Below are 25317 nucleotides of genomic sequence, written 5' to 3' on the forward strand. Positions count from 1 at the left end.
GCGGAGGCACACCTGTGGAGGGCGCCCCTCGTGAAACCGTGCACAAGCAGCCGCCTACGATGGTGCCCGTGCCCAAGCTGACCCGCGCCGAGGCCGTACAGGCCGTGCGCAACCCGCTCGCCTTCATCGCCGCACGCTGGACGCCGACACCGCGGACCGTCCAGTGGGCGGCCTTCCTCGCGCTCGCCATGGCGGTCGTCCTGGTCGTCACCGGTGGCGCGGTACGGCTCACCGGCTCCGGGCTCGGCTGCCCGACCTGGCCCAAGTGCACCGGCGACTCGCTCACCACCACCAGTGCGATGGGCTTCCACGGGGTGATCGAGTTCGGCAACCGGATGCTGACGTACGTGCTGTGCGCGGCGGTCGGCTGGGCGATCATCACGGCGCGGGCCGAGAAGCCGTGGCGGCGGAGCGTGACGCGGCTGGGGTGGGCGCAGTTCTGGATCGTCATGGGCAACGCGGTGCTCGGCGGCATCGTGGTGCTGGTCGGGCTCAACCCGTACACGGTCGCGGCGCACTTCCTGCTGACCTCGGCGCTCATCGGGGTGGCCACCGTGATGTGGCAACGCACCCGGGAGGGCGACGGTGAGCCGCGGCCGCTGGTCGGCGCCGCGGTGCGGCAGCTGGTGTGGTTCCTGGTCGTCGCGTCCGTGGTACTGCTCGCGGTGGGCACGGTGGTGACCGGGGCGGGGCCGCACGCGGGGGACTCCAGCGAGGTGGAGCGGATGCCGCTGGACTGGGAGACGGTGAGCAAGCTGCACGCGGTGCTGGCGTGGATCGTGGTGACGCTGACGTTCGCGTTGTGGTTCGTGCTGAAGGCGGTCGACGCGCCGAGGGGGCCGCTGGCGCGGACCCGGGAGCTGTTCGTCATTCTGCTGGCGCAGGGTGTGATCGGTTACGTGCAGTACTTCACGAATCTGCCGGAGGCGCTGGTGGGGGCGCACATGCTGGGCTCCGCGGTGATGTGGGTGGGCGTACTGCGCGTCCACCTGTCGCTCCGCGAACGCCCGGCGGTCGCTTCCGGCCTGCCGGCCGACCCGGCCCCGACGCTCACCAGCGCGTAACCCGACCCGTTTCCCTCGCCCCCGCCGCCCCTGATAGGGGCGCGGGGAACTGCGCGAAACGGGGCGAAGCCCCGTGCCGGGGTCCAAGGGGCGGAGCCCCTTGAAAGGGTGGGAAGGGTAGGGGCGGCGGGGGCGAAACCCCTCCGGTCACCCCACGCCGTACAGTCGCCCCGCGTTGCCCGCCGCGATCAACCCCGCCACCCGCTCCGCATCCGCCCGCGCCCACGCCCCCTCCCCCACCCACGCCCCCAGTACCCTCCCGAGCGCCTCCCGGAACAACCGCGCCCCCACCACATGCAGCTCCGGCAACCCCCTCCCCCCGCTGGAGAACAGCAGCTTCCCGAACGGGGCCAGCTCCAGCGCCTCCGCGAGGACCTCCGCCGCCCGCGCCCCCGTCCGGACGAGCGCCGCCCCCAGGTCGGCGTACACGTGCGGGAACACCCCCGCGAGCTGGGCCGCCTGCCGGTGGTAGGGATAGCCGTGCAGCAGCACCAGGTCCGTACCGCACCCCGCCGTCGCCCGCGCGAACTCCGCGAGCACCCCGGGATCCACGCCCCGCGCGGCCGTCCCCACCCCGCCCAGCCCCGCATGCAGTTGCAACGGCCGTCCCGCGGCCACCGCCACCCACAGCAGATGCCGCAACAGCACGGGATCGGTCGGCGCGTCCCCCGCCCCGCGCCGGCTCAGCCACCGCGCGGCGGCCCCGCGCACCTCCCCCGGCCCCGGCGGCTCCGGCGCGAGCACCGCCCCGTGCCGCAGCCCCGCGACCGACGTGAACGCCACCGCGTGCACGGCCGCGGAGTGGACGGCCCCGGCGAGATTGGCGAGGAAGGACTCCACCGTCCCGGAGGTGTCGGCGACCTGCTCCGCGAGCGGTTCGAGCCGTACGATCTCGTGCGCCTCGGCGTCCCCGGCGAGCGCCATCTCGCCGGGCCCGGTGAGATCACCGGGCGGCCCGGTGTCGACGAGGTACGTGGTGATGCCGCTGCCCCGCAACAGCCGCCGCCCGGCCTCCAGGGCGCCCAGTTCGCGCCGCCGGGCGAGATAGCGGGCCGGCGGGCAGTGCGGCTCCAGGCCGAGCAGGGGCGGGCACCAGCGGCGTACGGCGAAGCCCGTCTGGGTGTCGAAGAGGGTGGTGCCGGCGGCGGGCGGGCCCTCGGTACGGGCGAGCTGGGCCTCGAACGTGCCGAGGCCCAGCTCGGTGCGGAGGACGCCGTGGCAGTACTGGTCCACCAGTGACGGCGTGTCGATCATTCGGGCTCCCCCGCGGCTGGACCGTTCCTCTCGGAAGGCCTAACGCCCGAAGGGCCCCGACGGGTGCGCCCGGCACCGGCCGTTACGGGGCCGCCCGCCCGCATCAGCCGTTACGGGGCGCCACCCGCCCGCGTCAGCCGTTGCCCGGGCCGCCCACCTGGATCCCGGCCATGCGCGACCACTCGTAGGGTCCGGTGCGCACCCGGCCGGCGAACTCGCCGTCGAACGCCTCGTGCATCGTGAGGTCCGCCGCCGCCACCGCCCGCTCCGCGATCGCGTGGGTCGGTGCCACCAGGTCGCCCCAGCCGCCGTCCGCGCCCACGAGGACGATGCGCGCGCCGCGCTGTCCGAGGTACGCGATCTGCCCCTCGGCACCGCCGTGCGCCTTGGCGAAGGAGCGGATCTCCTTGGCCAGCCGGGTCGCCCTGCGGGCGTCCCGGGCGGCACGCCGGGCGTCGGCGGAGCTGCCGTCCTGCTGGGTGTCGTCTGCCGTGTCGTCTGCCATGGCCAGGATGCTACCGGCGGGTAGGAAGAACGGCGACGGGCGGGCGCGTGGTCTTGCCCACGCGCCCGCCCGTCGAGGCCGGAGGGCGAATGCCTACCGCAGGAAGGGGTCCACCGCGACCGCCACGAAGACGATCGACACATAGGTGATGCTCCAGTGGAACAGGCGCATCTCCTTCAGCTTCGCGCCCGTCACCTCCGCCTTCGCGCGGTTCATCAGCGCGTGTGCCTCCCACAGCCACATGCCGCCGGCGGCCAGCGCGACCGCGAAGTAGAACCAGCCGGTGTAGCCGAGCGGGGTGAGCAGCAGGGAGGCGCCGACCATCACCCAGCTGTAGAGGACGATCTGCCGGGCGACCACCTTGTTGGAGGCGATCACCGGGAGCATGGGCACGCCCACGCGCGCATAGTCGTCCTTGACCTTCATGGAGAGCGGCCAGTAGTGCGGCGGCGTCCAGAAGAACATCACCAGGAAGAGGATGATCGGCGCGTAGGAGACCGAGTTGGTGACCGAGGACCAGCCGATCAGCACCGGCATGCAGCCCGCGATGCCGCCCCACACGATGTTCTGCGAGGTGCGCCGCTTGAGGATCATCGTGTAGACGACGACGTAGAAGAGGAGCGCGCCGAGCGCCAGCCAGGCGGAGAGCCAGTTGACGGTGAGGCCGAACAGCAGCGTCGAGACGACCGCGAGGCCGATGCCGAACGCGAGGCACTCCCGGGGGCTGACCATGCCGGTGACCAGCGGACGCTGCGAGGTGCGCTCCATGAGCGCGTCGATGTCGCGGTCGATGTACATGTTGAGCGCGTTGGCGCCGCCCGCGGAGAGGTAACCGCCGAGGCAGGTGAGCAGGACCAGCTTGAGGTCCGGCACGCCCTGCTGGGCGAGGAACATCACCGGAACGGTGGTGATCAGGAGCAGCTCGATGATCCGCGGCTTGGTCAGCGCCACGAACGCCTTCACACGGGCCCCGAACGGCCGCCGGCCGCGGTTGCTGCCCGCCCCCAGTACTCCCGCTGGTCGGGATTCGACGGCCGTCACGCACACCCCTGACATGGACATCAAAGCGAGCCATACCCGCACCAATGGCGGGTAAAGGACTCGCGCGTACCACGCCACTTTAGACGTTGCCCCTCCTTCGCTCTTCGCGGGGGTGGCCGTGTGGGGCACCCCGCCCGACCTCCTCATTGAGCACTCGGGTGACGGGCCGCGTATTGAGGGGTCCGCGGCCGGGCGGGACCCGGCCGGCAGGGGTGCCGGGGACAGGTCCGGCATCCGGGACGAGTCGAAAGAACGCACTACCTCCAGGGGTAGGCTCATCACGGCCGGTACGCGCCGCGTGACCGGCATTCGACATGTGGAGAGGAGCCCTGACCCAGGGTGAGCACCAAGCCGACCACCACAGACCTCGAGTGGACCGAACTGGACCAGCGGGCCGTGGACACCGCCCGTGTCCTGGCCGCCGATGCCGTACAGAAGGTCGGAAACGGCCATCCGGGTACGGCGATGAGCCTGGCACCGGCCGCCTACACCCTCTTCCAGAAGGTGATGCGCCACGACCCGGCGGACGCCGACTGGGTGGGCCGCGACCGTTTCGTGCTGTCCGCCGGCCACTCGTCCCTGACCCTCTACATCCAGCTCTACCTCGCCGGCTTCGGCCTGGAGCTGGAGGACCTGCAGTCCTTCCGTACCTGGGGCTCCAGGACCCCCGGTCACCCGGAGTACGGCCACACGGTGGGCGTGGAGACCACGACCGGCCCGCTGGGCCAGGGTGTCGCCAACGCCGTCGGCATGGCGATGGCCGCCCGCTACGAGCGCGGTCTGTTCGACCCGGAGGCCGCCCAGGGCGACTCCCCCTTCGACCACTTCATCTACTGCGTCGCCGGTGACGGCTGCCTCCAGGAGGGCATCTCCGCCGAGGCGTCCTCGCTGGCCGGGCACCAGAAGCTGGGCAATCTGATCCTGCTGTGGGACGACAACCACATCTCGATCGAGGGCGACACGGAGACCGCCGTCTCCGAGGACACCGCCAAGCGGTACGAGGCCTACGGCTGGCACGTGCAGCGGGTGGAGCCGAAGGAGAACGGCGACCTGGACCCGCAGGCGCTCTACGCGGCGATCCAGCGGGCCAGGGCCGTCACCGACCGGCCGTCCTTCATCGCGATGCGCTCGATCATCGCCTGGCCGGCCCCGCACGCCCAGAACACCGAGGCCGCGCACGGCTCGGCGCTCGGCGCGGACGAGGTCGCGGCCACCAAGCGCGTCCTGGGCTTCGACCCGGAGAAGAGCTTCGAGGTCGCCGACGAGGTCCTCGCGCACACCCGCAAGGCGCTCGACCGGGGCACCGAGGCCAAGGCCGAGTGGGACAAGGGCTACCAGTCCTGGCGCGGCGCCAACCCGGAGCGGGCCGCCGACTACGACCGGATCGCCAAGGGCGAGCTGCCGGCCGGCTGGGAGGCCAAGCTGCCGGTGTTCGAGCCGGGTACGGGTGTCGCCACGCGTGCCGCCTCCGGCAAGGTGCTCCAGGCGCTCGGCGCGGTGATCCCGGAGCTGTGGGGCGGCTCCGCCGACCTCGCGGGTTCGAACAACACCACGATCGACAAGACCAGCTCCTTCCTCCCCAAGGGCAACCACCTGCCGGAGGCCGACCCGTACGGCCGCACGATCCACTTCGGCATCCGCGAGCACTCCATGGCCGCGGAGATGAACGGCATCACGCTGCACGGCAACACGCGCGTCTACGGCGGCACGTTCCTCGTGTTCTCCGACTACATGCGCAACGCCGTGCGCCTCTCGGCGCTGATGCACCTGCCGGTGACGTACGTGTGGACGCACGACTCCATCGGTCTGGGCGAGGACGGCCCCACCCACCAGCCGGTCGAGCACCTGGCCTCGCTGCGCGCCATCCCGGGCCTGAACGTGGTCCGCCCGGCCGACGCCAACGAGACGGCGATCGCCTGGCGGGAGATCCTGCGCCGCTGGACGAAGGAGTTCGGCAAGGGCGCCCCGCACGGTCTGGCGCTGACCCGGCAGGGCGTGCCGACGTACGAGGCCAACGAGGACACCGTGAAGGGCGGCTACGTCCTGTTCGAGGCCGAGGGCGGCGACGCGGAGGTCATCCTCATCGCGACCGGCTCCGAGGTGCATGTCGCGGTGGAGGCGCGGGAACGGCTTCAGTCGGAAGGTGTTCCGACCCGGGTGGTGTCCATGCCGTCGGTGGAGTGGTTCGAGGAGCAGGACCAGGGGTACCGGGACTCGGTGCTGCCCCCGTCCGTGAAGGCGCGGGTCGCCGTCGAGGCGGGGATCGGACTGACCTGGCACAAGTACGTCGGGGACGCCGGCCGCATCGTTTCGCTGGAGCACTTCGGCGCGTCCGCGGACGGCAAGGTGCTCTTCCGCGAGTTCGGCTTCACCGCCGAGAACGTGGCCGACCAGGCCCGGGAATCCCTCGCCGCCGTCCGGCGCTGACGCTCATATACGACACGTAGGAGATGCATTTTCCATGACAGACGCACTCAAGCGCCTCTCCGAGGAAGGCGTGGCGATCTGGCTGGACGACCTGTCGCGCAAGCGGATCACGTCCGGCAACCTCGCCGAGCTGATCGACCAGCAGCACGTCGTGGGCGTCACCACCAACCCGTCGATCTTCCAGAAGGCGATCTCGCAGGGCGACGGCTACGACCAGCAGCTCTCCGACCTCGCGTTCCGCAAGGTCACGGTCGAAGAGGCCATCCGCATGATCACGACGGCGGACGTCCGGGACGCCGCCGACATCCTGCGCCCGGTCTTCGACGCCACCGACGGCCAGGACGGCCGGGTCTCCATCGAGGTGGACCCGCGCCTGGCGCACAACACCAAGGCGACGGTCGCCGAGGCCAAGCAGCTGGCCTGGCTGGTGGACCGCCCCAACACGCTCATCAAGATCCCGGCCACCCGGGCGGGCATCCCGGCGATCACCGAGACGCTCGGCCTCGGCATCAGCGTCAACGTCACGCTGATCTTCTCGCTGGAGCGCTACCGCGAGGTGATGGACGCCTACCTGGCCGGTCTGGAGAAGGCCAAGGAGCGCGGCCTGGACCTGTCGCAGATCCGTTCCGTGGCGTCCTTCTTCGTCTCCCGCGTGGACACCGAGATCGACAAGCGGATCGACGCGCAGGGCACCGACGAGGCCAAGGCGCTGCGCGGCAAGGCCGGCCTGGCCAACGCCCGGCTCGCCTACCAGGCGTACGAGGAGGTGTTCGGCTCCGCCGACAATGGGACACCGCCCTCGGACCGCTGGGCGGCCCTGGAGAAGGCGGGCGCCCGCAAGCAGCGTCCGCTGTGGGCCTCCACCGGCGTCAAGGACAAGGCGTACAAGCAGACCCTGTACGTCGACGAGCTGGTCGCGCCCAACACGGTGAACACCATGCCGGAGGCCACGCTGCAGGCCACCGAGGAGAGCGGCGAGATCCGCGGCGACGCGGTGTCCGGCACCTACGAGCAGGCCCGTGCCGACATCGACGCGCTCGCGAAGATCGGCATCTCCTACGACGAGGTCGTCGAACTCCTGGAGAAGGAGGGCGTCGACAAGTTCGAGGGCGCCTGGAACGACCTGCTCAAGTCGACCGAGGCGGAGCTCAAGCGCCTCGCCCCTTCGGAGGGCTGACCCCTTGACCGCACACGGAGCCAACCCGCTCCGTGACGCCGCGGACCGACGGCTCCCGCGTATCGCGGGGCCGTCGGGCCTTGTCATTTTCGGCGTCACGGGGGATCTGTCGCGCAAGAAGCTGATGCCCGCCGTCTACGATCTGGCCAACCGCGGCCTGCTGCCGCCGGGCTTCTCCCTGGTCGGCTTCGCCCGCCGCGAGTGGGAGCACGAGGACTTCGCGCAGGTCGTGCACGACGCGGTGAAGGAGCACGCGCGCACGCCCTTCCGCGAGGAGGTCTGGCAGCAGCTCGTCCAGGGCATGCGGTTCGTCCAGGGCACGTTCGACGACGACGAGGCGTTCGAGCGGCTGCGCGGCACGATCGAGGAACTGGACAAGGCGCAGGGCACGGGCGGCAACTTCGCCTTCTACCTGTCGGTGCCGCCGAAGTCGTTCCCGGTCGTCATCCAGCAGCTGAAGAAGCACGGCCTGGCCGACCAGTCGGGCGGCTCCTGGCGCCGCGCGGTGATCGAGAAGCCGTTCGGGCACGACCTCGCCTCCGCCGAGGAGCTCAACGGGATCGTGCACGAGGTGTTCGGTTCGGACCAGGTGTTCCGGATCGACCACTACCTGGGCAAGGAGACCGTCCAGAACATCCTGGCGCTGCGCTTCGCCAACCAGATGTTCGAACCGATCTGGAACCGGTCCTTCGTGGACCATGTGCAGATCACGATGGCCGAGGACATCGGCATCGGCGGCCGGGCCGGGTACTACGACGGCATCGGCGCCGCCCGTGACGTCATCCAGAACCATCTGCTGCAGCTGATGGCGCTGACCGCGATGGAGGAGCCCGCCTCCTTCGGCGCGGACGCGCTGGCGGCGGAGAAGACCAAGGTGCTCGGCGCCGTCCGGCTGCCCAAGGACCTCGGTCTGGACACCGTGCGCGGGCAGTACGCGGCCGGCTGGCAGGGCGGCGAGAAGGCGGTCGGCTACCTCCAGGAGGAGGGCATCGACCCCAACTCCAAGACCGACACCTACGCGGCGATAAAGCTCGGCATCGACAACCGCCGCTGGGCCGGGGTGCCGTTCTATCTGCGCACCGGCAAGCGGCTCGGCCGCCGGGTCACCGAGATCGCGGTGGTCTTCCAGCGGGCCCCGCACTCCCCGTTCGACACCACCGCCACCGAGGAGCTCGGCTCGAACGCCATCGTCATCCGGGTCCAGCCCGACGAGGGCGTCACGGTCCGCTTCGGCTCCAAGGTGCCGGGCACGTCGATGGAGATCCGGGACGTGTCCATGGACTTCGCCTACGGCGAGTCCTTCACCGAGTCCAGCCCGGAGGCCTACGAGCGGCTCATCCTGGACGTCCTGCTCGGCGACGCCAACCTCTTCCCGCGCACGGAGGAGGTGGAGCTGTCCTGGAAGATCCTCGACCCGATCGAGCGGTACTGGGACACCCACGGCACGCCCGCGCAGTACGCCTCGGGCACCTGGGGCCCCGCCGAGGCCGACGAGATGCTGGAGCGAGACGGACGGAGCTGGCGCCGGCCATGAAGATCGATCTCACCGACACCACGGCCAGCAAGATCAACAAGGCGCTGGTGCAGGGCCGCCGCGCGATCGGCACCCCGGCCGTCGGACTGGTGCTCACCCTCGTCATCGTCACCGACGAGGAGAACGCCTACGACGCGCTGAAGGCCGCCGGCGAGGCCGCGCACGAGCACCCCTCGCGCACGCTGGTCGTCATCAAGCGCGTCTCGCGCACCCCCCGGGACCGCACCACGTCCCGGCTGGACGCGGAGGTCCGGCTCGGCGCGGAGGCGGGCACCGGCGAGACGGTGGTGCTGCGGCTGTACGGCGAGGTGGCCGACCACGCCCAGTCCGTGGTGCTGCCGCTGCTGCTGCCGGACGCGCCCGTCGTCGTCTGGTGGCCGGTCAACGCGCCGCTCGATCCGGCCGGCGACCCGCTGGGCGCGCTCGCCCAGCGCCGGGTCACCGACACCTACGCCGCCGAGGAGCCGGTCCGCGAGCTGACCGCCCGCGCCGACGCCTACACGCCCGGCGACACCGACCTGTCCTGGACCCGGATCACGCCCTGGCGCTCCATGCTGGCGGCCGCCCTGGACCAGGTCGCCTGCGAGGTGCAGGCGGTCGAGGTGGAGGGCGAGGAGTCCAACCCGAGCTGCGAGCTGCTGGCCATGTGGCTCGCGGACCGGCTGGCCGTGCCGGTGCGGCGCTCCTCGTCCGGCGGCCCCGGGCTCACGGCGGTCCGGATGTCCACCGACTGCGGCCCGATCACCCTGGACCGCGCCGACGGCCGGCTGGCCACCCTCACCATCGAGGGCCAGCCGGAGCGGGCGGTGGCGCTCAAGCGCCGTGACACCGCCGAGCTGATCGCGGAGGAGCTGCGCCGGCTCGACCCGGACGACACGTACGCGTCCGCGCTGCGGTTCGGCGTGGAGCGGCTGCACGCGGGGAACGCGGGGGCGGCGGACGCGGCGTGGGCGGCGGCGGAGAAGGCCGCGGGGGGTGCGCCTTCCGAGGAAGGTGCGCCTGCCGAGGGGGCCGCCGACTCCACCGAGTCCGCGGAGAAGGAGGCGGCCGCCAAGTGAGTACGCCCCAGCTCGTCGTCCACCGCGACAAGGAACTGATGGCCCAGGCCGCCGCCGCTCGGCTGATCACCAAGATCGTCGACGCCCAGGCCTCCACAGGCCACGCCTCCGTCGTGCTGACCGGCGGACGCAACGGCAACGGCCTGCTGGCCGCGCTCGCCGCCGCGCCCGCACGGGACGCGATCGACTGGGGGCGCCTGGACCTGTGGTGGGGCGACGAGCGGTTCCTGCCCGAGGGCGACCCCGAGCGCAACGTCACCCAGGCGCGCGAGGCGCTCCTCGACGCGGTGCCGCTGGATCCGGAGCGGGTGCACGCCATGCCCGCCTCCGACGGACCGTACGGCTCGGACGTGGAGGCGGCGGCCGAGGGGTACGCGGCGGAGCTGGCCCGGGCCGCCGGGCCGGGTGACCACGGTGGGGTGCCGGCGTTCGACGTGCTGATGCTGGGCGTCGGGCCCGACACGCATGTCGCCTCGCTGTTCCCGGAGCTGCCGGCGGTGCGGGAGACGTCGCGGACGGTGGTGGGGGTGCATGGTGCGCCGAAGCCGCCGCCGGTGCGGGTGTCGCTGACGTTGCCGGCGATCCGTGCGGCGCGTGAGGTGTGGTTGCTGGCGGCGGGGGAGGACAAGGCGGGGGCGGTGAAGATCGCGCTGTCCGGCGCGGGCGAGATCCAGGCGCCGGCGGCGGGCGCGTACGGGCGCGCCAGGACCCTGTGGCTCCTGGACGCGGCAGCGGCATCCCAGCTCCCCCACGCCCTGTACCCCCCGGCGTCGGCGTAGGGAGGGGCAGTTCCCCGCGCCCCTATATAGGGGCGCGGGGAACTGCGCGAAAACGGGGCGAAGCCCCGTGCCGGGGTCCAAGGGGCGGAGCCCCTTGAAGGGACGGGAAGGGTAGGGGCGGCGGGGGCGAAAAACTGCCTACCGCCCGCGCAGCGCCCGGTACTTGGCGACCAGCGCGCGGCTGGACGCGTCCAGGCCCGCCACCTCCGCCCCCTCCGTCAGTGCCGGCTCCACCCGCTTCGCCAGCACCTTCCCCAACTCGACCCCCCACTGGTCGAACGAGTCGATGTTCCACACCGCCCCCTGCACGAACACCTTGTGTTCGTACAGCGCGATGAGCTGCCCCAGCACGGACGGCGTCAACTCCCGCGCGAGGATCGTCGTCGTCGGGTGATTGCCCCGGAACGTCCGCGGCGCGACCTGCTCCTCCGGCACGCCCTCCCCCCGCACCTCCTCCGCCGTCTTCCCGAACGCCAACGCCTGCGTCTGCGCGAAGAAGTTCGCCATCAGCAGGTCGTGCTGCGCCTTCAGCTCCTCGCTCAGCTCCGCCACCGGCTCGGCGAAGCCGATGAAGTCGGCGGGGATGAGCTTCGTCCCCTGGTGGATCAACTGGTAGTAGGCGTGCTGCCCGTTCGTGCCGGGCGTCCCCCACACCACGGGCCCCGTCTCCCACTCCACCGGCCGCCCGTCCCGGTCCACGGACTTGCCGTTGGACTCCATGTCGAGCTGCTGGAGGTAAGCCGTGAACCGCGAGAGATAGTGCGAGTAGGGCAGCACCGCGTGCGACTGCGCGCCATGGAAGTTGCCGTACCAGACCCCCAACAGCCCAAGAAGCAACGGCACATTGGACTCGGCCGGAGCCGTACGGAAGTGCTCGTCGACCAGCCGGAAACCGTCCAGCATCTCGCGGAACCGGTCGGGACCGATCGCGATCATCAAGGACAGGCCGATCGCCGAGTCGTACGAGTACCGCCCGCCGACCCAGTCCCAGAACTCGAACATGTTGGCGGTGTCGATGCCGAAGTCGGCGACCTTCTCCGCGTTCGTCGACAGCGCCACGAAGTGCTTGGCGACGGCGTCCTGACCGGCCTTCAGCTCGCCCAGCAGCCAGTTGCGGGCGGAGGTGGCGTTGGTGATCGTCTCGATGGTGGTGAACGTCTTGGAGGCGATGATGAACAGCGTCTCGGCGGCGTCCAGGTCGCGGGTGGCCTCGTGCAGGTCCGCGCCGTCGACGTTCGACACGAACCGGACGGTGAGCCCCCGGTCGGTGAACGCGCGCAGCGCCTCGTACGCCATCGCCGGGCCCAGGTCGGAGCCGCCGATGCCGATGTTGACGACGTTCCGGATGCGCCGACCGGTGTGCCCGGTCCACTCCCCCGAGCGGACCCGCCCGGCGAAGTCGGCCATCTTGTCGAGGACGGCGTGCACGGCCGGGACGACGTTCTCGCCGTCGACCTCGATCACCGCGTCGCGCGGGGCGCGCAGCGCGGTGTGCAGGACGGCCCGGTTCTCCGTGGTGTTGATGCGCTCGCCGCGGAACATGGCGTCCCGCAGCCCGAACACGTCGGTGGCGGCGGCCAGCTCGCGCAGCAGCCGCAGGGTGTCGTCGGTGACGAGCTGCTTGGAGTAGTCGACGTAGAGGTCGCCGACCTGGAGGGTGTAGCCGGTACCGCGCGCGGGGTCGGCCTCGAACAGCTCCCGCAGGTGGGTGCCGGCCAGTTCCTCGCGGTGCGCGGCCAGCGCGGACCACTCGGGCGTGCGGTCGGGCCGGGTACGGCTGTCTGCGTTCATCTCGGACTTCCGCCTTCTTCCTTGCCTTGCCTGTGCGTGCTGTGCCCCGCTGCCGGTCCCAACCTAATTGATCAGGGCATGCGAACGGGCCACGACGCCGTCACCGACGGGCGTGCGGCTCGTGAGAAGACTGCGGCCAGACACCTTCGCAGGTGTCTGGCCGTGTCGTCGCCCTAGATCTCGCCCCGCAGCTTCGCGAGCGCCTCCGCGAGGATCGCCTCGCCGTCCGCGTCGCTGCGCCGCTCCCGTACGTAGGCGAGGTGCGTCTTGTACGGTTCCGTGCGCGGGGGGTCCGGCGGGTTGTCCCGGTCCTGTCCGGCGGGGAAGCCGCAGCGCGGGCAGTCCCAGGTGTCGGGGACCTGCGCGTCGCTGGCGAAGCTCGGCTGCGTCTCGTGCCCGTTGGAGCACCAGAAGGAGATGCGCAGACGCGGCGCGGATTCGCCGCGCTCGGCCTCGCCCATCGGGCCGGCCCCGACCCGGCTTCCTCGGATCGCGTTGCCACTTGCCACGGTCGTAACTCCCTGCGTGATGGTGCCGCGAAGCGAGTCGGCGTTCCGCTTCGCTGCGAGCGCCTCAGTCTACGTAAGGCCCAACGCGCGTCCAGTGAGGGGAGTTACCCCCGGCCCCGGACGCAACCCCATGATAGGCCGCGTCCCAAGGGCTGGTCGTGGGCTCCGGACTAGTGATTGCCCTTCATCACCAGACCGAGGACGACAATGCACGCGAACCACAGCAGACCGACCACGACGGTGATGCGGTCCAGGTTGCGCTCGGCGACCGAGGAGCCGCCGACGGACGACTGCATGCCGCCACCGAACATGTCGGAGAGACCGCCGCCCTTCCCCTTGTGCATCAGCACCAGCAGCATCAGCAGCAGGCTGAACACGATCAGGGCGATTGAGAACCCCAGAACCACGGCTGGACCAACTTCCTCGGATGCGGATGAACGACGGGGGCCGGTGGCCGTGCGGCACGGCGCACGGTGGCCACTGGCCCCCGCAAGGGTACGACGGATCGCCGCTAGGGCGTACTCACTGGTCGCGGAAGCGCACGATCTTGACGAACTCGTCGGCGTCCAGGGAGGCCCCGCCGACCAGAGCGCCGTCGATGTCGGGCTTCGCCATGATCTCGGCGACGTTGCCCGACTTCACCGAGCCGCCGTACTGGATGCGCACCTGGTCGGCCAGCTCCTGCGAGTACAGCTCGGCCAGCTTGCCCCGGATCGCGGCGCAGACCTCCTGGGCGTCGTCGGCGCCGCAGACCTTGCCGGTGCCGATGGCCCAGACGGGCTCGTAGGCGATGACGATCGTGCCGGCCTGCTCGGCGGGGACGTCCTTGAGACCGCCCTCGACCTGAGCGAGCGTGTGCGTGACGTGGTTGCCCGCCTCCCGCACGTCGAGCTCCTCGCCGACGCACAGGATCGGGGTGAGGCCGTGCTTGAAGGCCGCCTTCACCTTGGCGTTGACGATCTCGTCGGTCTCGGCGTGGTACTGCCGGCGCTCGGAGTGGCCGACGGCCACGTAGGTGCACTTCAGCTTGGCGAGCAGCGGGCCGGAGATCTCGCCGGTGTAGGCGCCGGAGTCGTGCGCGGAGATGTCCTGGGCGCCGTACTTGATCTTGAGGTTGTCGCCCTCGACCATGGTCTGCACCGAGCGCAGGTCGGTGAAGGGGGGCAGGACGGCGACCTCGACGGCGTCGTAGTCCTTGTCGGCCAGGGCGAAGACGAGCTTCTGGACGTGCGCGATGGCCTCGAGGTGGTTGAGGTTCATCTTCCAGTTGCCCGCCATCAGCGGCGTGCGAGTGGTCATACGGGGTCAGTCCTCCAGTGCGGCGAGGCCGGGGAGCGTCTTGCCCTCGAGGTATTCGAGGGAGGCGCCGCCGCCGGTCGAGATGTGGCCGAATGCGGTCTCGTCGAAGCCGAGCGTACGCACGGCCGCGGCGGAGTCTCCGCCGCCGACGACGGTGAAACCGTCCGAGTCGACGAGAGCCTGGGCGACCGCCTTGGTGCCCTCGGCGTAGTCGGGGTGCTCGAAGACGCCCATGGGGCCGTTCCAGAAGACGGTCGCGGCGTCGGCGAGCTTGCTCGCGTACAGTGCGCCGGTCTTCGGGCCGATGTCCAGGCCCAGCTGTCCCTCGGGCATCTTGTCGGCGTCGACGGCGGAGTGCTCGGTGGACGCCTTGGCCTTCAGGTCCGGGAAGCCCGGGGAGACCACGACGTCGATCGGGAGCACCAGCTCGACGCCCTGCTTCTCGGCGCGCTCCAGGTACTCGGTCACGGCCGGGATCTGGTCCTCCTGCAGGAGGGAGGCGCCGACCTCGTGGCCCTGGGCCTTGAGGAAGGTGAAGGCCATGCCGCCGCCGATGAGGATGCGGTCGGCCTTGCCGAGCAGCTGGTCGATGACGGCGAGCTTGTCGGAGACCTTGGAGCCGCCGAGCGCCACGACGTAGGGGCGCTCGACGTCCTCGGTGAGCTTCTTGAGGACGCCGACCTCGGTGGCGATCAGGTAGCCGGCGTAGTGCGGCAGCCGCTTGGGCAGGTCGAACACGGAGGCGTGCTTCCGGTGCACCGCGCCGAAGCCGTCACCGACGTAGACGTCGGCGAGGCCGGCCAGCTTGTCGGCGAAGGCGGCGCGCTCGGCGTCGTCCTTGGCGGTCTCCCCGGCGTTGAAGCGCAGGTTCTCCAGGACGGCGACCTGTCCGTCGGCGAGGCCGGAGACGGTGGACTCGGCGGACTCGCCGACCGTGTCCGCCGCGAAGGCGACGTCGGTGCCGAGGAGTTCGCCGAGGCGGGCGGCGGCCGGGGCGAGGGAGAAGGCGGCGTCCGGGGCGCCCTTGGGGCGGCCCAGGTGCGAGGCGACGATCACGCGGGCGCCTGCCTGGGTCAGGGCCTTGACCGTGGGCAGGACGGCGCGGATGCGGCCGTCGTCGGTGATCGTGGTGCCGGCCAGCGGCACGTTGAGGTCGGCGCGGACGAAGACGCGCTTGCCCGCGACACCGTCCGAGAGGAGTTCGTCGATCGTCTTCATGCAGGGGCTCCCTGGTGCTGTGGGTCGCTCCGATCGTCGCGATCGCTCGTGATCGCTGGTGACCGTGCGAGGGCCGGTCGTTTCTGGACGCGCGTCAGGGCTCGGACGGCGCGACCTTGCGCCGTCCGAGCCCTGCTGCGCATCGAGCTGTCTGCTCCGGTCGATCAGAGCTGGTTGCCGACGAAGACCGTGAGGTCGACGAGGCGGTTGGAGTAGCCCCACTCGTTGTCGTACCAGCCGAGGATCTTCACCGTCTTGCCCTCCTGGACCATGGTCAGGGAGGAGTCGAAGGTGCAGGAGGCCGGGTCGCCCACGATGTCCGAGGAGACGATCGCGTCCTCGGTGTAGAACAGGAAGCCCTTGAGGTCGCCGTCGTCGGCGGCCTTCTTGAACGCGGCGTTGACCTCGTCCTTGGTGACCTCGCGCTGGAGCTCCACGACCAGGTCGGTGGCCGAGCCGGTGGGGACCGGGACGCGCATCGCGATGCCGTCGAGCTTGCCCTTGAGCTGCGGCAGGACCAGGGCGGTGGCCTTGGCGGCACCCGTGGTGGTCGGGATGATGTTCTCCGCGGCGGCACGGGCGCGGCGCAGGTCCTTGTGCGGGAAGTCCAGGATGCGCTGGTCGTTCGTGTACGCGTGCACCGTCGTCATCAGACCCTTGACGATGCCGAAGTTCTCGTCGAGGACCTTGGCCATCGGCGCCACACAGTTGGTGGTGCAGGAGGCGTTGGAGATGACGTGGTGGTTGGCGGCGTCGTACTTGTCCTGGTTGACGCCCATCACGATGGTGATGTCCTCGTCCTTGGCCGGAGCCGAGATGAGGACCTTCTTGGCGCCGCCGGCGATGTGCTTCTCGGCGTCCGCCTTCTTGGTGAAGATGCCGGTCGACTCGATCACGATGTCGACGCCCAGCTCGCCCCACGGGATGTCGGCGGGGTTGCGCTCGGAGAGGACCTTGATGGTCTTCCCGTCGACGGTGATGGTGTCCTCGGTGTGCGACACCTCGGCCTTGAGGCGGCCCAGGATGGTGTCGTACTTCAGCAGGTGAGCGGTGGTCGCGGTGTCACCCAGGTCGTTGACAGCCACGATCTCGATGTCTGCACCCTGCTCCAGCAGCGCGCGGAAGTAGTTACGACCGATGCGGCCAAAGCCGTTGATGCCTACGCGGATCGTCACGAACCGATCTCCTCGTTGGTACGCCGGGTTCGACGCCGGCGAGCTGTATGGGATGTCCCCGACCGCCTACGACCCTACCTCCCCAGGGGCCCCCGGGTGACATTGAGACGCCCCGTATGCGGCGGGGCGGCGCGTACCGGTCAGTAGGGGGGCGGATCACCCGGAACCGTCGACAGTTCAGCCTTTCGAGCGGGCCTTCGGGCGGGCGTTCGGACGGACTTCCGGGTGAGCTTCCGGGCGGGCTTCCGGGGGAGACGGATCAACCGGCGGTTGACGGCGGGGCGGTCGCCGCGGCCGGCCGCCGGTCAGCCCGCGAGGTTGTCCGCCATCTCCTCCGTCAGATTGGACTCCGTGCCCGGGATGCCGAGGTCGGAGGCGCGCTTGTCGGCCATGGCGAGCAGCCGGCGGATCCGGCCGGCCACCGCGTCCTTGGTCAGCGGCGGGTCGGCGAGCGCGCCGAGCTCCTCCAGGGAGGCCTGCTTGTGCTCCATGCGCAGCCGGCCGGCGGCGGCGAGGTGCTCGGGGACGTCGTCCGCGAGGATCTCCAGCGCGCGCTGCACCCGGGCGCCGGCCGCGACGGCCGCGCGGGCCGAGCGGCGCAGGTTGGCGTCGTCGAAGTTGGCGAGCCGGTTGGCGGTGGCGCGGACCTCGCGCCGCATCCGGCGCTCCTCCCAGGCCAGCACCGACTCGTGCGCGCCGAGCCGGGTGAGCAGCGCGCCGATCGCGTCGCCGTCACGGACCACGACCCGGTCGACGCCGCGCACCTCGCGGGCCTTGGCGGCGATGGCGAGCCGGCGGGCGGCGCCGACCAGGGCGAGCGCGGCCTCCGGGCCCGGGCAGGTGACCTCCAGGGAGGAGGAGCGGCCGGGCTCGGTGAGCGAGCCGTGGGCGAGGAAGGCGCCGCGCCAGGCGGCCTCGGCGTCGCAGGTGGCCCCCGAGACCACCTGCGGCGGCAGACCGCGGATCGGGCGGCCCCGGCCGTCGACCAGGCCGGTCTGGCGGGCCAGTTGGTCGCCGCCGGCGACCACCCGGACCACGTAGCGCGAGCCGCGGCGCAGCCCGCCGGGGGCCATCACGATCAGTTCGGAGCTGTGGCCGAAGATCTCCAGGATGTCCCGCTTGAGGCGGCGGGCCGCCATCGCGGTGTCCAGCTCCGCCTCGATCACGATGCGGCCGCTGACCAGGTGCAGACCGCCCGCGAATCGCAGGATCGCCGAGACCTCCGCCTTTCTGCAGCAGGTCCGGGTGACGGGTAGCCGGGAGATCTCGTCCTTCACCGCTGCCGTCATCGCCATGGGCCGATCCTTCCATGCATCCGAAAAATACGGTCGTACGCGGCGGCCAACAGCTCCGGGTCGTGCCGCGGAGTGCCGTCGGTCCGGGCCACCGGCGCCAGCTCGACCGCGGCACCGAACCGCTGGGCGGCAGCGTTCAGCACCTCGCGGTCGGGCACGGCGGCCTCGTCGGCCAGCACCACGTCCAGGGCGAGTTTAGGGGCGTGTCGTGCCAAAACCTCCAAATGACGCTGCGGGGAGAAGCCTTCGGTTTCTCCGGGCTGCGGGACGAGGTTCAGCGAGAGGACCCGGCGGGCCTTGGTCGCGGTCAGCGCGTCCAGCAGTTGGGGCACCAGCAGGTGCGGGATGACGGAGGAGAACCAGGAGCCGGGGCCGAGCACCACCCAGTCGGCGTCCAGCACCGCCTCGACCGCCTCGGGGACGGCCGGCGGGTCGTTCGGCACGAGGTGCACGGACTGCACCTCGCCGGGGGTGAGCGCGACGGTGGCCTGGCCGCGGACGGTGTCCACGTCGTCGGGCCGCTCCGGGTCGTGGCCCCTGACCAGGGCCTGGAGCTCCAGCGGTACGGCGGACATGGGCAGCACCCTGCCGTGCGCGCCGAGCAGCCGGCCGACCAGGTCGAGGGCCTGGACGTGGTCGCCGAGCTGTTCCCACAGGGCGACGATCAGCAGATTGCCGACCGCATGTTCGTGCAGGTCGCCCTGGGACTGGAAGCGGTGCTGGATGACCCGGGCCCAGGTCTGGCCCCAGTCGTCGTCCCCGCACAGCGCGGCCAGCGCCTTGCGCAGATCGCCGGGCGGCAGGACGCCCAGCTCGTCGCGGAGCCGGCCGCTGGAGCCGCCGTCGTCGGCGACGGTGACGACGGCGGTGAGGTCGCCGGTGATCCGGCGCAGCGCGGCGAGCGAGGCGGACAGCCCCATGCCGCCGCCGAGGGCGACCACCTTGGGCTGGGTGCCCCGGCGGCGCGGCTTGCCGCCGCGCGCCTCGACTGGCCGGGCGGGGCGGCCCTCGGCCGGGCGGCCGCCGCGGCTCTCGGGCACCACCCGGCGCAGCCTGCTCAGCCGCGGAGTACGTCCGGTCACTCGCGCCCCATGTCCCGGTGGACGACGACCGTCTCCACGCCCTCGGCCGCGAGGCGGGCGGCGAGCTTCTCCGACATGGCGACCGAGCGGTGCTTGCCCCCGGTGCAGCCGACCGCGATGGTCACATAGCGCTTGCCCTCGCGCCGGTAGCCGGCGGCGACCAGGCGGAGCAGCTCGGCGTAGCGGTCGAGGAACTCCTTGGCGCCGGGCTGGTTGAAGACGTACGCGGCGACCTCCTCGTTGAGGCCGGTGAAGGGGCGCAGCTCCGGGACCCAGTGCGGGTTGGGCAGGAACCGCATGTCCACGACCAGGTCGGCGTCGACGGGGAGGCCGTACTTGAAGCCGAACGACATGACCGTGGCCCGCAGCTCGGGCTCCTCCTCCCCGGCGAACTGGGCGTCCATCTTGGCGCGCAGTTCGTGCACGTTGAGGCTGGAGGTGTCGATCACCAGGTCGGCGTCGCCGCGCAGTTCGCGCAGCAGTTCGCGTTCGGCGGCGATGCCGTCGACGATGCGGCCGTCGCCCTGGAGGGGGTGCGGGCGGCGGACCGACTCGAAGCGGCGCACCAGGGCCTCGTCGGAGGACTCCAGGAAGACGATGCGCCGGGTGACGTGCCGGGCCTCCAGGTCGGCGAGGGATTCGCGCAGATTGTCGAAGAAGCGGCGGCCGCGCACGTCGACGACGACGGCGATGCGCGCCACGTTGCCCTGGGAGCGGGCGCCCAGCTCCACCATGGTGGGGATGAGCGCGGGCGGCAGGTTGTCGACGACGAACCAGCCGAGGTCCTCCAGACACTTGGCCGCGGTGGAGCGGCCGGCTCCGGACATGCCGGAGATGATCACCAGCTCGGGGATGGCCGGCTCGGACGCCCCGGGCGCCCCGGCCGTTTCGCTGCCCGTACTCACCTGTGCTCCGTTGTCGTGGCGTGTGCCGCGCCCTGGGGCGCGGTGCGTGGGGGCGCTGTCGCGCGCGTCGCGCGCTTCCTGCGCGTCACGCGTGCTGTGCGCGTCGCGCGCTTCGTGCCCGAGGGCATTGTCCTGCGGTTCGCTGTGGACGCGTCCCGGCGGTGCGGTGCCGCCGGGTTCCGTGCCCGCTTCGTGCTCGGTCATGTCTCCTGCCCCCGTCGTTCCTGCGAGGTGCCCGCGGACACGGGCTCCTGAGAGGGATCCGCCGCCGCCGCGGGCGGGCCGGCGGGTTCCTCCTCTTCAATGATCTCTCCCGTCGCGGTGTTCACGGCGGGCCCGGCCGGGGCCGAGCGGGCGAGGGCGACGGCGATGGTCTCGGCGGTCTTGCGGCCGATGCCCGGGACCTCCTGGATCTGGTCCGGCGTGGCGGCGCGCAGCCGCTTCACCGAGCCGAAGTGCTTGATCAGCGCCTGCTTGCGCGTCTCGCCGAGGCCCGGCACGTCGTCCAGCGGGCCGGAGCGCAGCCGCTTGGCGCGCTTGGTGCGCTGGTAGGTGAGGGCGAAGCGGTGGGCCTCGTCGCGCACCCGCTGGAGCAGATACAGGCCCTCGCTGGTGCGCGGCAGCACCACCGGGTCGTCCTCGCCGGGCAGCCAGACCTCCTCCAGCCGCTTGGCCAGGCCGCAGACGGCGATGTCGTCGATGCCGAGGTCGTCCAGCGCCCGCTGGGCCGCGGCGACCTGGGGCTGCCCGCCGTCGACCACGACGAGCTGCGGCGGGTACGCGAACCGCTTGGGCCGGCCGTCCTCCTCGGTGAGCGCGGCCTCGCCGTCGGACCACTCCCCCGTCTTCTCCTTGTCGGAGAGGTAGCGCCGGAAGCGGCGGGTGAGCACCTCGTGCATCGACCGGACGTCGTCCTGGCCCTCGAAGCCGCGGATCTGGAAGCGGCGGTACTCGCCCTTGCGCTGCAGCCCGTCCTCGAAGACGACCATGGAGGCCACCACGTCCTCGCCCTGGAGGTGCGAGATGTCGTAGCACTCGATCCGCAAGGGGGCGCTGTCCAGGCCGAGGGCCTCGGCGATCTCCTCCAGGGCGCGCGAGCGGGTGGTCAGGTCGGAGGCGCGCTTGGTCTTGTGCAGCACGAGCGCCTGCTGGGCGTTGCGCCGCACCGTCTCCATCAGCGCCTTCTTGTCGCCGCGCTGCGGGATGCGCAGCGAGACGTTGGAGCCCCGGCGGGTGGTGAGCCAGTCCTGGACGGGCTCTATGGGGTCCGGCAGCGCGGGGACGAGGACCTCCTTGGGCACCGAGTCGCCCGTCTCCTCGCCGTAGAGCTGCTGCAACGCGTGTTCGACGAGGGCGCCGGTGGTGACGTCCTCCACCTTGTCGGTGACCCAGCCGCGCTGGCCGCGGACCCGGCCGCCGCGGACGTGGAAGATCTGTACGGCGGCCTCCAGCTCGTCCTCCGCGACCGCGATCAGATCCGCGTCGGTCGCGTCGGCGAGGACGACCGCGTTCTTCTCCATGGCCTTCTTCAGGGCCTCGATGTCGTCTCGCAGCCGGGCGGCCCGCTCGTACTCCATCTCCTCGGCCGCCTGCGCCATCCGCTTCTCCAGACGGCGGATGTAGGTGCCCGTGCGCCCCGCCATGAAGTCGGAGAACTCCTCGGCCAGTTCCCGGTGGTCCTCGGCGGAGATGCGCTCCACGCAGGGCGCCGAGCACTTGCCGATGTAGCCGAGGAGACAGGGGCGGCCGGTGCGGGCGGCGTTCTTGAACACCCCGGCGGAGCAGGTGCGCACGGGGAAGACGCGCAGCAGCAGGTCGACGGTGTCACGGATCGCCCACGCGTGCGCGTACGGGCCGAAGTAGCGCACGCCCTTCTTCTTGTGACCGCGCATCACCTGCACGCGCGGGAACTCCTCGTTCATCGTCACCGCGAGGTAGGGGTAGCTCTTGTCGTCGCGGTACTTGACGTTGAACCGGGGGTCGTACTCCTTGATCCAGGAGTACTCCAGCTGCAGTGCCTCGACCTCCGTGGACACCACCGTCCACTCCACGGACGCCGCGGTGGTGACCATGGAGCGGGTGCGCGGGTGGAGGCCCGCCAGGTCCTGGAAGTAGTTGGCCAGGCGCTGGCGCAGGCTTTTGGCCTTCCCGACGTAGATCACCCGGCGGTGCTCGTCGCGGAAGCGGTACACCCCCGGGGAGTCCGGGATCTGGCCCGGCCTGGGGCGGTAGCTGGAGGGATCGGCCATGTCACACACCCTACTGGCGGCCACTGACAGGCGGCCGTGGTGTGCCCGGCCGCCCCCGGCCGTGGGGCGGGCCCCGGCCAGGTTCCCCCATCTTGTTGTCCTTACATGGTCAACACGCTTCAATGCGGGGGAACCCACGGGTCCCGGAAGACGGCGTTCCCCCTCGGGGCGCCCCGCGCCCCGCGCGCCCGTCCTGCCCGGTCCCCGCGCGCGGTCCGACCAGCCGTCGCGCACCCGACAGAAAGGCCCCTGCATGCGGCATGGCACACAGCACGCGGATCCCGCCGCCGCGGAGTTGGAGACGGCACTGCGCCGCGGCCCCTTCCATGTCGCCCTGCGCGCCGCGATCACCGCGCGCGGGCTGCCGCTGCAGCGCGTCCAGCACCATCTGTCGCGCTACGGGGTCAAGGTCGGGGTGACGAGTCTCAGCTACTGGCAGCAGGGCGCCCGCCGCCCCCAGCGCCCCGAGTCGCTGCGGGCCGTGCGCGCGCTGGAGGAGATACTCCACCTCCCCGACGAGTCCCTGATCCGCCTGCTCGCCTCCGCCGAGGAGGAGCCGGGCCGCGCCGCCGGGCGCTCCTACCGCTCGCTGATGGAGGCGTCGGGGGTCCTGGAGGGGCTGCTCGCCGAGCTGGAGGCGCCGCTTGACGGCGGGCTGCACAGCATCGGCCACCACGAGTACGTGCGGATCGGCGCGCGCCGTGAGCTGCTGGGCCGCGAGTCGCAGCACATCGTGCGCGCCCACCGGGACGGGGTGGACCGCTTCCTCGCCGTCCACCACGGCGACCCGGGGTGCGTCCCGGAGCGCGTCATGGTGCGGGCGCTGGAGAACTGCCGCACCGGACGCGTGCGCCGGCACGGCGAGACGGGGATGCTGGTGGCCGAACTCCTCTTCGACATGCGGCTGCGGGCCGGGGACACGTTTCTGTTCCGCTACGGGTTCGAGGACGGCACGGCGGGCCCGAGCCGCGAGTACGTGCGGGGGTTCCGCGGCGCGGGCGGGCAGTACGCGCTCCAGGTGCGGTTCGACGACACGGCGCTGCCGGTGCGCTGCCACCGGTTCGCCCAGCACTCGACGGCGGCGCCGCGCGGTTCCCGCCAGGAGCTCCGGCTGAGCCGGGAGCACCGGTCGGTGCATCTCGTGGAGCAGCGGGTGCGGTCGGGGATCGTGGGGATCGCGTGGGACTGGGAGTGAGGAATCCCGTTGTCCCGGTGTCTCTCAGGCCTTCGGGCCCGCGACGATCCTGCCGTCCTTCGCCTCGACGGACAGGGTGTGCAGCGGCTCGGTGGCCGGGGCCTGGAGCACCTTGCCGGTCCGGGCGTCGAACTCGCTGCCGTGGCAGGGGCAGGTGAGGGTGGTGCCGGACAGCTTGTTGAGGGCGCACCCCGCGTGCGTGCAGATCGTGCTGAACGCCTTCAGGGCCCCGTCCTCGGACCGGCTGACCACTACGTTCGCGTCCCGGTAGAGCTTCGCGCCGCCCTTGGGGACCTCGGTTTCGGCGCCGAGGTCGACCGGCGCGGTCGGGGTGGCGGGCGTCTTGCCGCCGTCGCCGTCGGTGGAGCAGGCCGCGAGCCCGGTCCCGGCCACGGAGGCGAGCGCCGCTCCGCGCAGCACGGTGCGGCGCCGGGCGGTCGGGCTGCCGGTCGGGACGGTCTCCACAGGGGGCTCCTCTCATCGGTCGGCGTACGTCGTCCGCGTACAGCCCGACCATACCGGTATGGATCATTCCGCCTCGCTCGGCCGGCAGTGGCCGACCCTGACCACGGCTGTTCGTTTCATGCCGGTCACCGCCCGTTTCGGTTCGGCCGACAGCCCGTTTGACCGGCGCCGTGACCGTGCAGGGCCGGGGCGCCGTACCGGTGTTTACGTGCGGCGTCCGCATCGGATAGCTTCGCGCCCCGTATCCCCAGCCGGCCCGAGAAGGGACCCGTTTCGTGATCGTCGTCGCCGGTGAGGCCCTGATTGATCTGGTACCGCGGGGCGCGGGGGCGCTCGCGGCGCTCACGCCCGCGCGCGGCGGCGGACCGTACAACACCGCCGTGGCGCTCGGCCGCCTCGGCTCCCCCACCGCCTTCTGCTCCCGCGTCTCGCGGGACCCCTTCGGCGAGGCGCTGCTCGACCGGCTGCGCGAGTCCGGGGTGGACGTCTCGCCGGTGCAGCGCGGGCCCGAGCCGACCACGCTGGCGGTCGCCACGCTCGACGACGGCGGCTCGGCGGCCTATTCGTTCTACGTCGAGGGCACCGCCGACCGGCTGTTCACGGTGCCGGAGCGGCTTCCCGAGGGCACCCGGGCCGTGTCGTTCGGCACCTGTTCGCTGGTCCTGGAGCCGGGCGCGAGCGCGTACGAGGAGCTGCTGCGGGAGGCGCACGGGCGCGGGCTGTTCACCGCACTCGACCCGAACATCCGGGCGGGGCTCATCGCAAACGCGGACGCCTACCGGGCCCGGTTCCGCGGCTGGCTGCCGTCGGTGACGCTGCTGAAGCTGTCCGCCGAGGACGCCGAGTGGCTGGGCGGCACGCCCCGCGAGTGGCTGGACGCCGGTCCGGCCGCCGTCGTGGTCACCCACGGCGGGGACGGGCTGACCGCCTTCGTGCGCGAGGCCGGCGGCGTGGACGCCGTGTACGTGGCCCCGGGCGAGAAGGTGGACGTGGTGGACACGATCGGGGCGGGTGACACGGTCAACGCGGCACTGCTGCACGGCCTCGCGGCCCGCGAGGCGCTGTCCGCCGCCGCCGTGGCGGACCTGGGCCCGGACGGCTGGCGGCACCTGCTCGGCTTCGCGGCTCGCGCGGCGGCACTCACCTGCTCCCGCGCAGGCGCGGAACCCCCGTGGTCGGCGGAGCTGACCGGCGCGTGACAGCGGGCGTCCCGCGCCCCATCAGGGGCGCGGGACTGTATCGATCTGCGGCTCCGCCGCGCGGACGCGAACGAGCCCACGCACCGAGTTCTCCCG

Annotated in this window: 22 protein-coding genes; 8 read left to right on the forward strand and 14 right to left on the reverse strand. The window is 71.8% G+C overall.

All coding sequences use genetic code 11. The features are described from left to right. The first annotated feature begins 59 nt into the window (after positions 1–59). Complete coding sequence (locus tag OIE12_RS07885) at positions 60–1064, forward strand: COX15/CtaA family protein (RefSeq protein WP_329133142.1); 1005 nt, start codon at positions 60–62, stop codon at positions 1062–1064. 147 nt (positions 1065–1211) lie between these two features. Here OIE12_RS07885 and OIE12_RS07890 read toward each other — a convergent pair whose 3' ends face one another. The 3 genes from OIE12_RS07890 to OIE12_RS07900 form a co-directional block, all read right to left on the reverse strand. Further along, positions 1212–2318 (reverse strand): amidohydrolase family protein, encoded by a 1107-nt coding sequence (locus tag OIE12_RS07890; protein WP_329133144.1) that lies wholly within the window; start codon positions 2316–2318, stop codon positions 1212–1214. Positions 2319–2451: 133 nt separating this feature from the next. Continuing rightward, positions 2452–2823: a hypothetical protein gene (locus OIE12_RS07895; protein WP_329133146.1), complete on the reverse strand. Its 372-nt coding sequence runs from the start codon at positions 2821–2823 to the stop codon at positions 2452–2454. A gap of 93 nt (positions 2824–2916) precedes the next feature. Continuing rightward, positions 2917–3870 (reverse strand): heme o synthase, encoded by a 954-nt coding sequence (locus OIE12_RS07900; protein ID WP_329141772.1) that lies wholly within the window; start codon positions 3868–3870, stop codon positions 2917–2919. Positions 3871–4203: 333 nt separating this feature from the next. On the opposite strand from OIE12_RS07900, the gene tkt reads away from it, so the two are divergent. Genes tkt through pgl form a run of 5 tightly spaced genes read left to right on the forward strand, consistent with a single transcriptional unit; the run spans position 4204 to position 10839 of the window. After that, entirely contained in the window at positions 4204–6291 is a 2088-nt protein-coding gene (tkt, locus tag OIE12_RS07905; protein WP_329133148.1) for a transketolase, read from the forward strand. Between the two features lie 34 nt (positions 6292–6325). Beyond that, a complete protein-coding gene (tal, locus tag OIE12_RS07910) occupies positions 6326–7468 on the forward strand; it encodes a transaldolase (protein ID WP_329133150.1) in 1143 nt (380 codons plus the stop codon). A 4-nt stretch (positions 7469–7472) separates the two neighbouring features. Beyond that, positions 7473–9002, forward strand: a complete 1530-nt coding sequence (gene zwf, locus OIE12_RS07915) for a glucose-6-phosphate dehydrogenase (protein ID WP_329133152.1) — start codon at positions 7473–7475, stop codon at positions 9000–9002. Next, positions 8999–10060 carry a glucose-6-phosphate dehydrogenase assembly protein OpcA gene (gene opcA, locus OIE12_RS07920; RefSeq protein WP_329133154.1) on the forward strand — a complete coding sequence of 354 codons (1062 nt, stop codon included), beginning with the start codon at positions 8999–9001 and terminating at the stop codon, positions 10058–10060. Before zwf ends, opcA begins: the two co-directional genes overlap by 4 nt. After that, positions 10057–10839 (forward strand): 6-phosphogluconolactonase, encoded by a 783-nt coding sequence (gene pgl, locus OIE12_RS07925; RefSeq protein ID WP_329133156.1) that lies wholly within the window; start codon positions 10057–10059, stop codon positions 10837–10839. The genes opcA and pgl overlap by 4 nt, the downstream gene beginning before the upstream one ends. A gap of 138 nt (positions 10840–10977) precedes the next feature. On the opposite strand, the gene pgi is transcribed toward pgl, so the two are convergent. The 10 genes from pgi to uvrC all read right to left on the reverse strand — a co-directional run bounded on the left by pgi (position 10978) and on the right by uvrC (position 22362). Next, positions 10978–12630 (reverse strand): glucose-6-phosphate isomerase, encoded by a 1653-nt coding sequence (pgi, locus tag OIE12_RS07930; protein WP_329133158.1) that lies wholly within the window; start codon positions 12628–12630, stop codon positions 10978–10980. A 173-nt stretch (positions 12631–12803) separates the two neighbouring features. Further along, entirely contained in the window at positions 12804–13139 is a 336-nt protein-coding gene (locus OIE12_RS07935) for an RNA polymerase-binding protein RbpA (protein WP_003957010.1), read from the reverse strand. Positions 13140–13309: 170 nt separating this feature from the next. Continuing rightward, positions 13310–13546, reverse strand: a complete 237-nt coding sequence (gene secG / locus OIE12_RS07940) for a preprotein translocase subunit SecG (RefSeq protein ID WP_329133161.1) — start codon at positions 13544–13546, stop codon at positions 13310–13312. A gap of 115 nt (positions 13547–13661) precedes the next feature. Beyond that, positions 13662–14438 (reverse strand): triose-phosphate isomerase, encoded by a 777-nt coding sequence (gene tpiA, locus OIE12_RS07945; RefSeq protein WP_329133162.1) that lies wholly within the window; start codon positions 14436–14438, stop codon positions 13662–13664. A 6-nt stretch (positions 14439–14444) separates the two neighbouring features. Then, the gene (locus OIE12_RS07950; protein WP_329133164.1) at positions 14445–15656 is read right to left on the reverse strand and encodes a phosphoglycerate kinase; all 1212 of its coding nucleotides are present in this window, start codon (positions 15654–15656) and stop codon (positions 14445–14447) included. A 164-nt stretch (positions 15657–15820) separates the two neighbouring features. Then, entirely contained in the window at positions 15821–16831 is a 1011-nt protein-coding gene (gene gap, locus OIE12_RS07955; RefSeq protein ID WP_006143449.1) for a type I glyceraldehyde-3-phosphate dehydrogenase, read from the reverse strand. Positions 16832–17136: 305 nt separating this feature from the next. After that, complete coding sequence (gene whiA, locus OIE12_RS07960) at positions 17137–18126, reverse strand: DNA-binding protein WhiA (protein ID WP_329133166.1); 990 nt, start codon at positions 18124–18126, stop codon at positions 17137–17139. After that, positions 18117–19208 carry a gluconeogenesis factor YvcK family protein gene (locus OIE12_RS07965; protein WP_329133168.1) on the reverse strand — a complete coding sequence of 364 codons (1092 nt, stop codon included), beginning with the start codon at positions 19206–19208 and terminating at the stop codon, positions 18117–18119. The genes whiA and OIE12_RS07965 overlap by 10 nt, the downstream gene beginning before the upstream one ends. Then, the gene (rapZ, locus tag OIE12_RS07970; RefSeq protein ID WP_329133171.1) at positions 19205–20317 is read right to left on the reverse strand and encodes an RNase adapter RapZ; all 1113 of its coding nucleotides are present in this window, start codon (positions 20315–20317) and stop codon (positions 19205–19207) included. Before rapZ ends, OIE12_RS07965 begins: the two co-directional genes overlap by 4 nt. Next, positions 20314–22362, reverse strand: coding sequence for an excinuclease ABC subunit UvrC (gene uvrC / locus OIE12_RS07975; RefSeq protein WP_329133173.1), 2049 nt, complete (start codon positions 22360–22362; stop codon positions 20314–20316). Before uvrC ends, rapZ begins: the two co-directional genes overlap by 4 nt. 253 nt (positions 22363–22615) lie before the next feature. Between uvrC and OIE12_RS07980 the strand changes: the two genes are divergently transcribed. Continuing rightward, entirely contained in the window at positions 22616–23557 is a 942-nt protein-coding gene (locus OIE12_RS07980; protein WP_329133174.1) for a hypothetical protein, read from the forward strand. Positions 23558–23581: 24 nt separating this feature from the next. Here OIE12_RS07980 and OIE12_RS07985 read toward each other — a convergent pair whose 3' ends face one another. Then, positions 23582–24022 carry a Rieske (2Fe-2S) protein gene (locus tag OIE12_RS07985; protein ID WP_329133176.1) on the reverse strand — a complete coding sequence of 147 codons (441 nt, stop codon included), beginning with the start codon at positions 24020–24022 and terminating at the stop codon, positions 23582–23584. A 275-nt stretch (positions 24023–24297) separates the two neighbouring features. Between OIE12_RS07985 and OIE12_RS07990 the strand changes: the two genes are divergently transcribed. Further along, complete coding sequence (locus OIE12_RS07990; RefSeq protein ID WP_329133178.1) at positions 24298–25221, forward strand: carbohydrate kinase family protein; 924 nt, start codon at positions 24298–24300, stop codon at positions 25219–25221. Positions 25222–25317: the final 96 nt, after the last annotated feature.

It is taken from the genome of Streptomyces sp. NBC_00670 (assembly GCF_036226765.1).
In the GTDB taxonomy this organism is placed as follows: Bacteria; Actinomycetota; Actinomycetes; order Streptomycetales; family Streptomycetaceae; genus Streptomyces.

Coding starts and splice junctions, on each gene's coding strand:
- OIE12_RS07885 (WP_329133142.1), top strand. CDS start 60: ATGGTGCCCGTGCCCAAGCTGACCCGCGCCGAGGCCGTACAGGCCGTG.
- OIE12_RS07890 (WP_329133144.1), bottom strand. CDS start 2,318: ATGATCGACACGCCGTCACTGGTGGACCAGTACTGCCACGGCGTCCTC.
- OIE12_RS07895 (WP_329133146.1), bottom strand. CDS start 2,823: ATGGCAGACGACACGGCAGACGACACCCAGCAGGACGGCAGCTCCGCC.
- tal (WP_329133150.1), top strand. CDS start 6,326: ATGACAGACGCACTCAAGCGCCTCTCCGAGGAAGGCGTGGCGATCTGG.
- opcA (WP_329133154.1), top strand. CDS start 8,999: ATGAAGATCGATCTCACCGACACCACGGCCAGCAAGATCAACAAGGCG.
- pgi (WP_329133158.1), bottom strand. CDS start 12,630: ATGAACGCAGACAGCCGTACCCGGCCCGACCGCACGCCCGAGTGGTCC.
- tpiA (WP_329133162.1), bottom strand. CDS start 14,438: ATGACCACTCGCACGCCGCTGATGGCGGGCAACTGGAAGATGAACCTC.
- OIE12_RS07950 (WP_329133164.1), bottom strand. CDS start 15,656: ATGAAGACGATCGACGAACTCCTCTCGGACGGTGTCGCGGGCAAGCGC.
- whiA (WP_329133166.1), bottom strand. CDS start 18,126: ATGGCGATGACGGCAGCGGTGAAGGACGAGATCTCCCGGCTACCCGTC.
- rapZ (WP_329133171.1), bottom strand. CDS start 20,317: ATGACCGAGCACGAAGCGGGCACGGAACCCGGCGGCACCGCACCGCCG.
- uvrC (WP_329133173.1), bottom strand. CDS start 22,362: ATGGCCGATCCCTCCAGCTACCGCCCCAGGCCGGGCCAGATCCCGGAC.
- OIE12_RS07980 (WP_329133174.1), top strand. CDS start 22,616: ATGCGGCATGGCACACAGCACGCGGATCCCGCCGCCGCGGAGTTGGAG.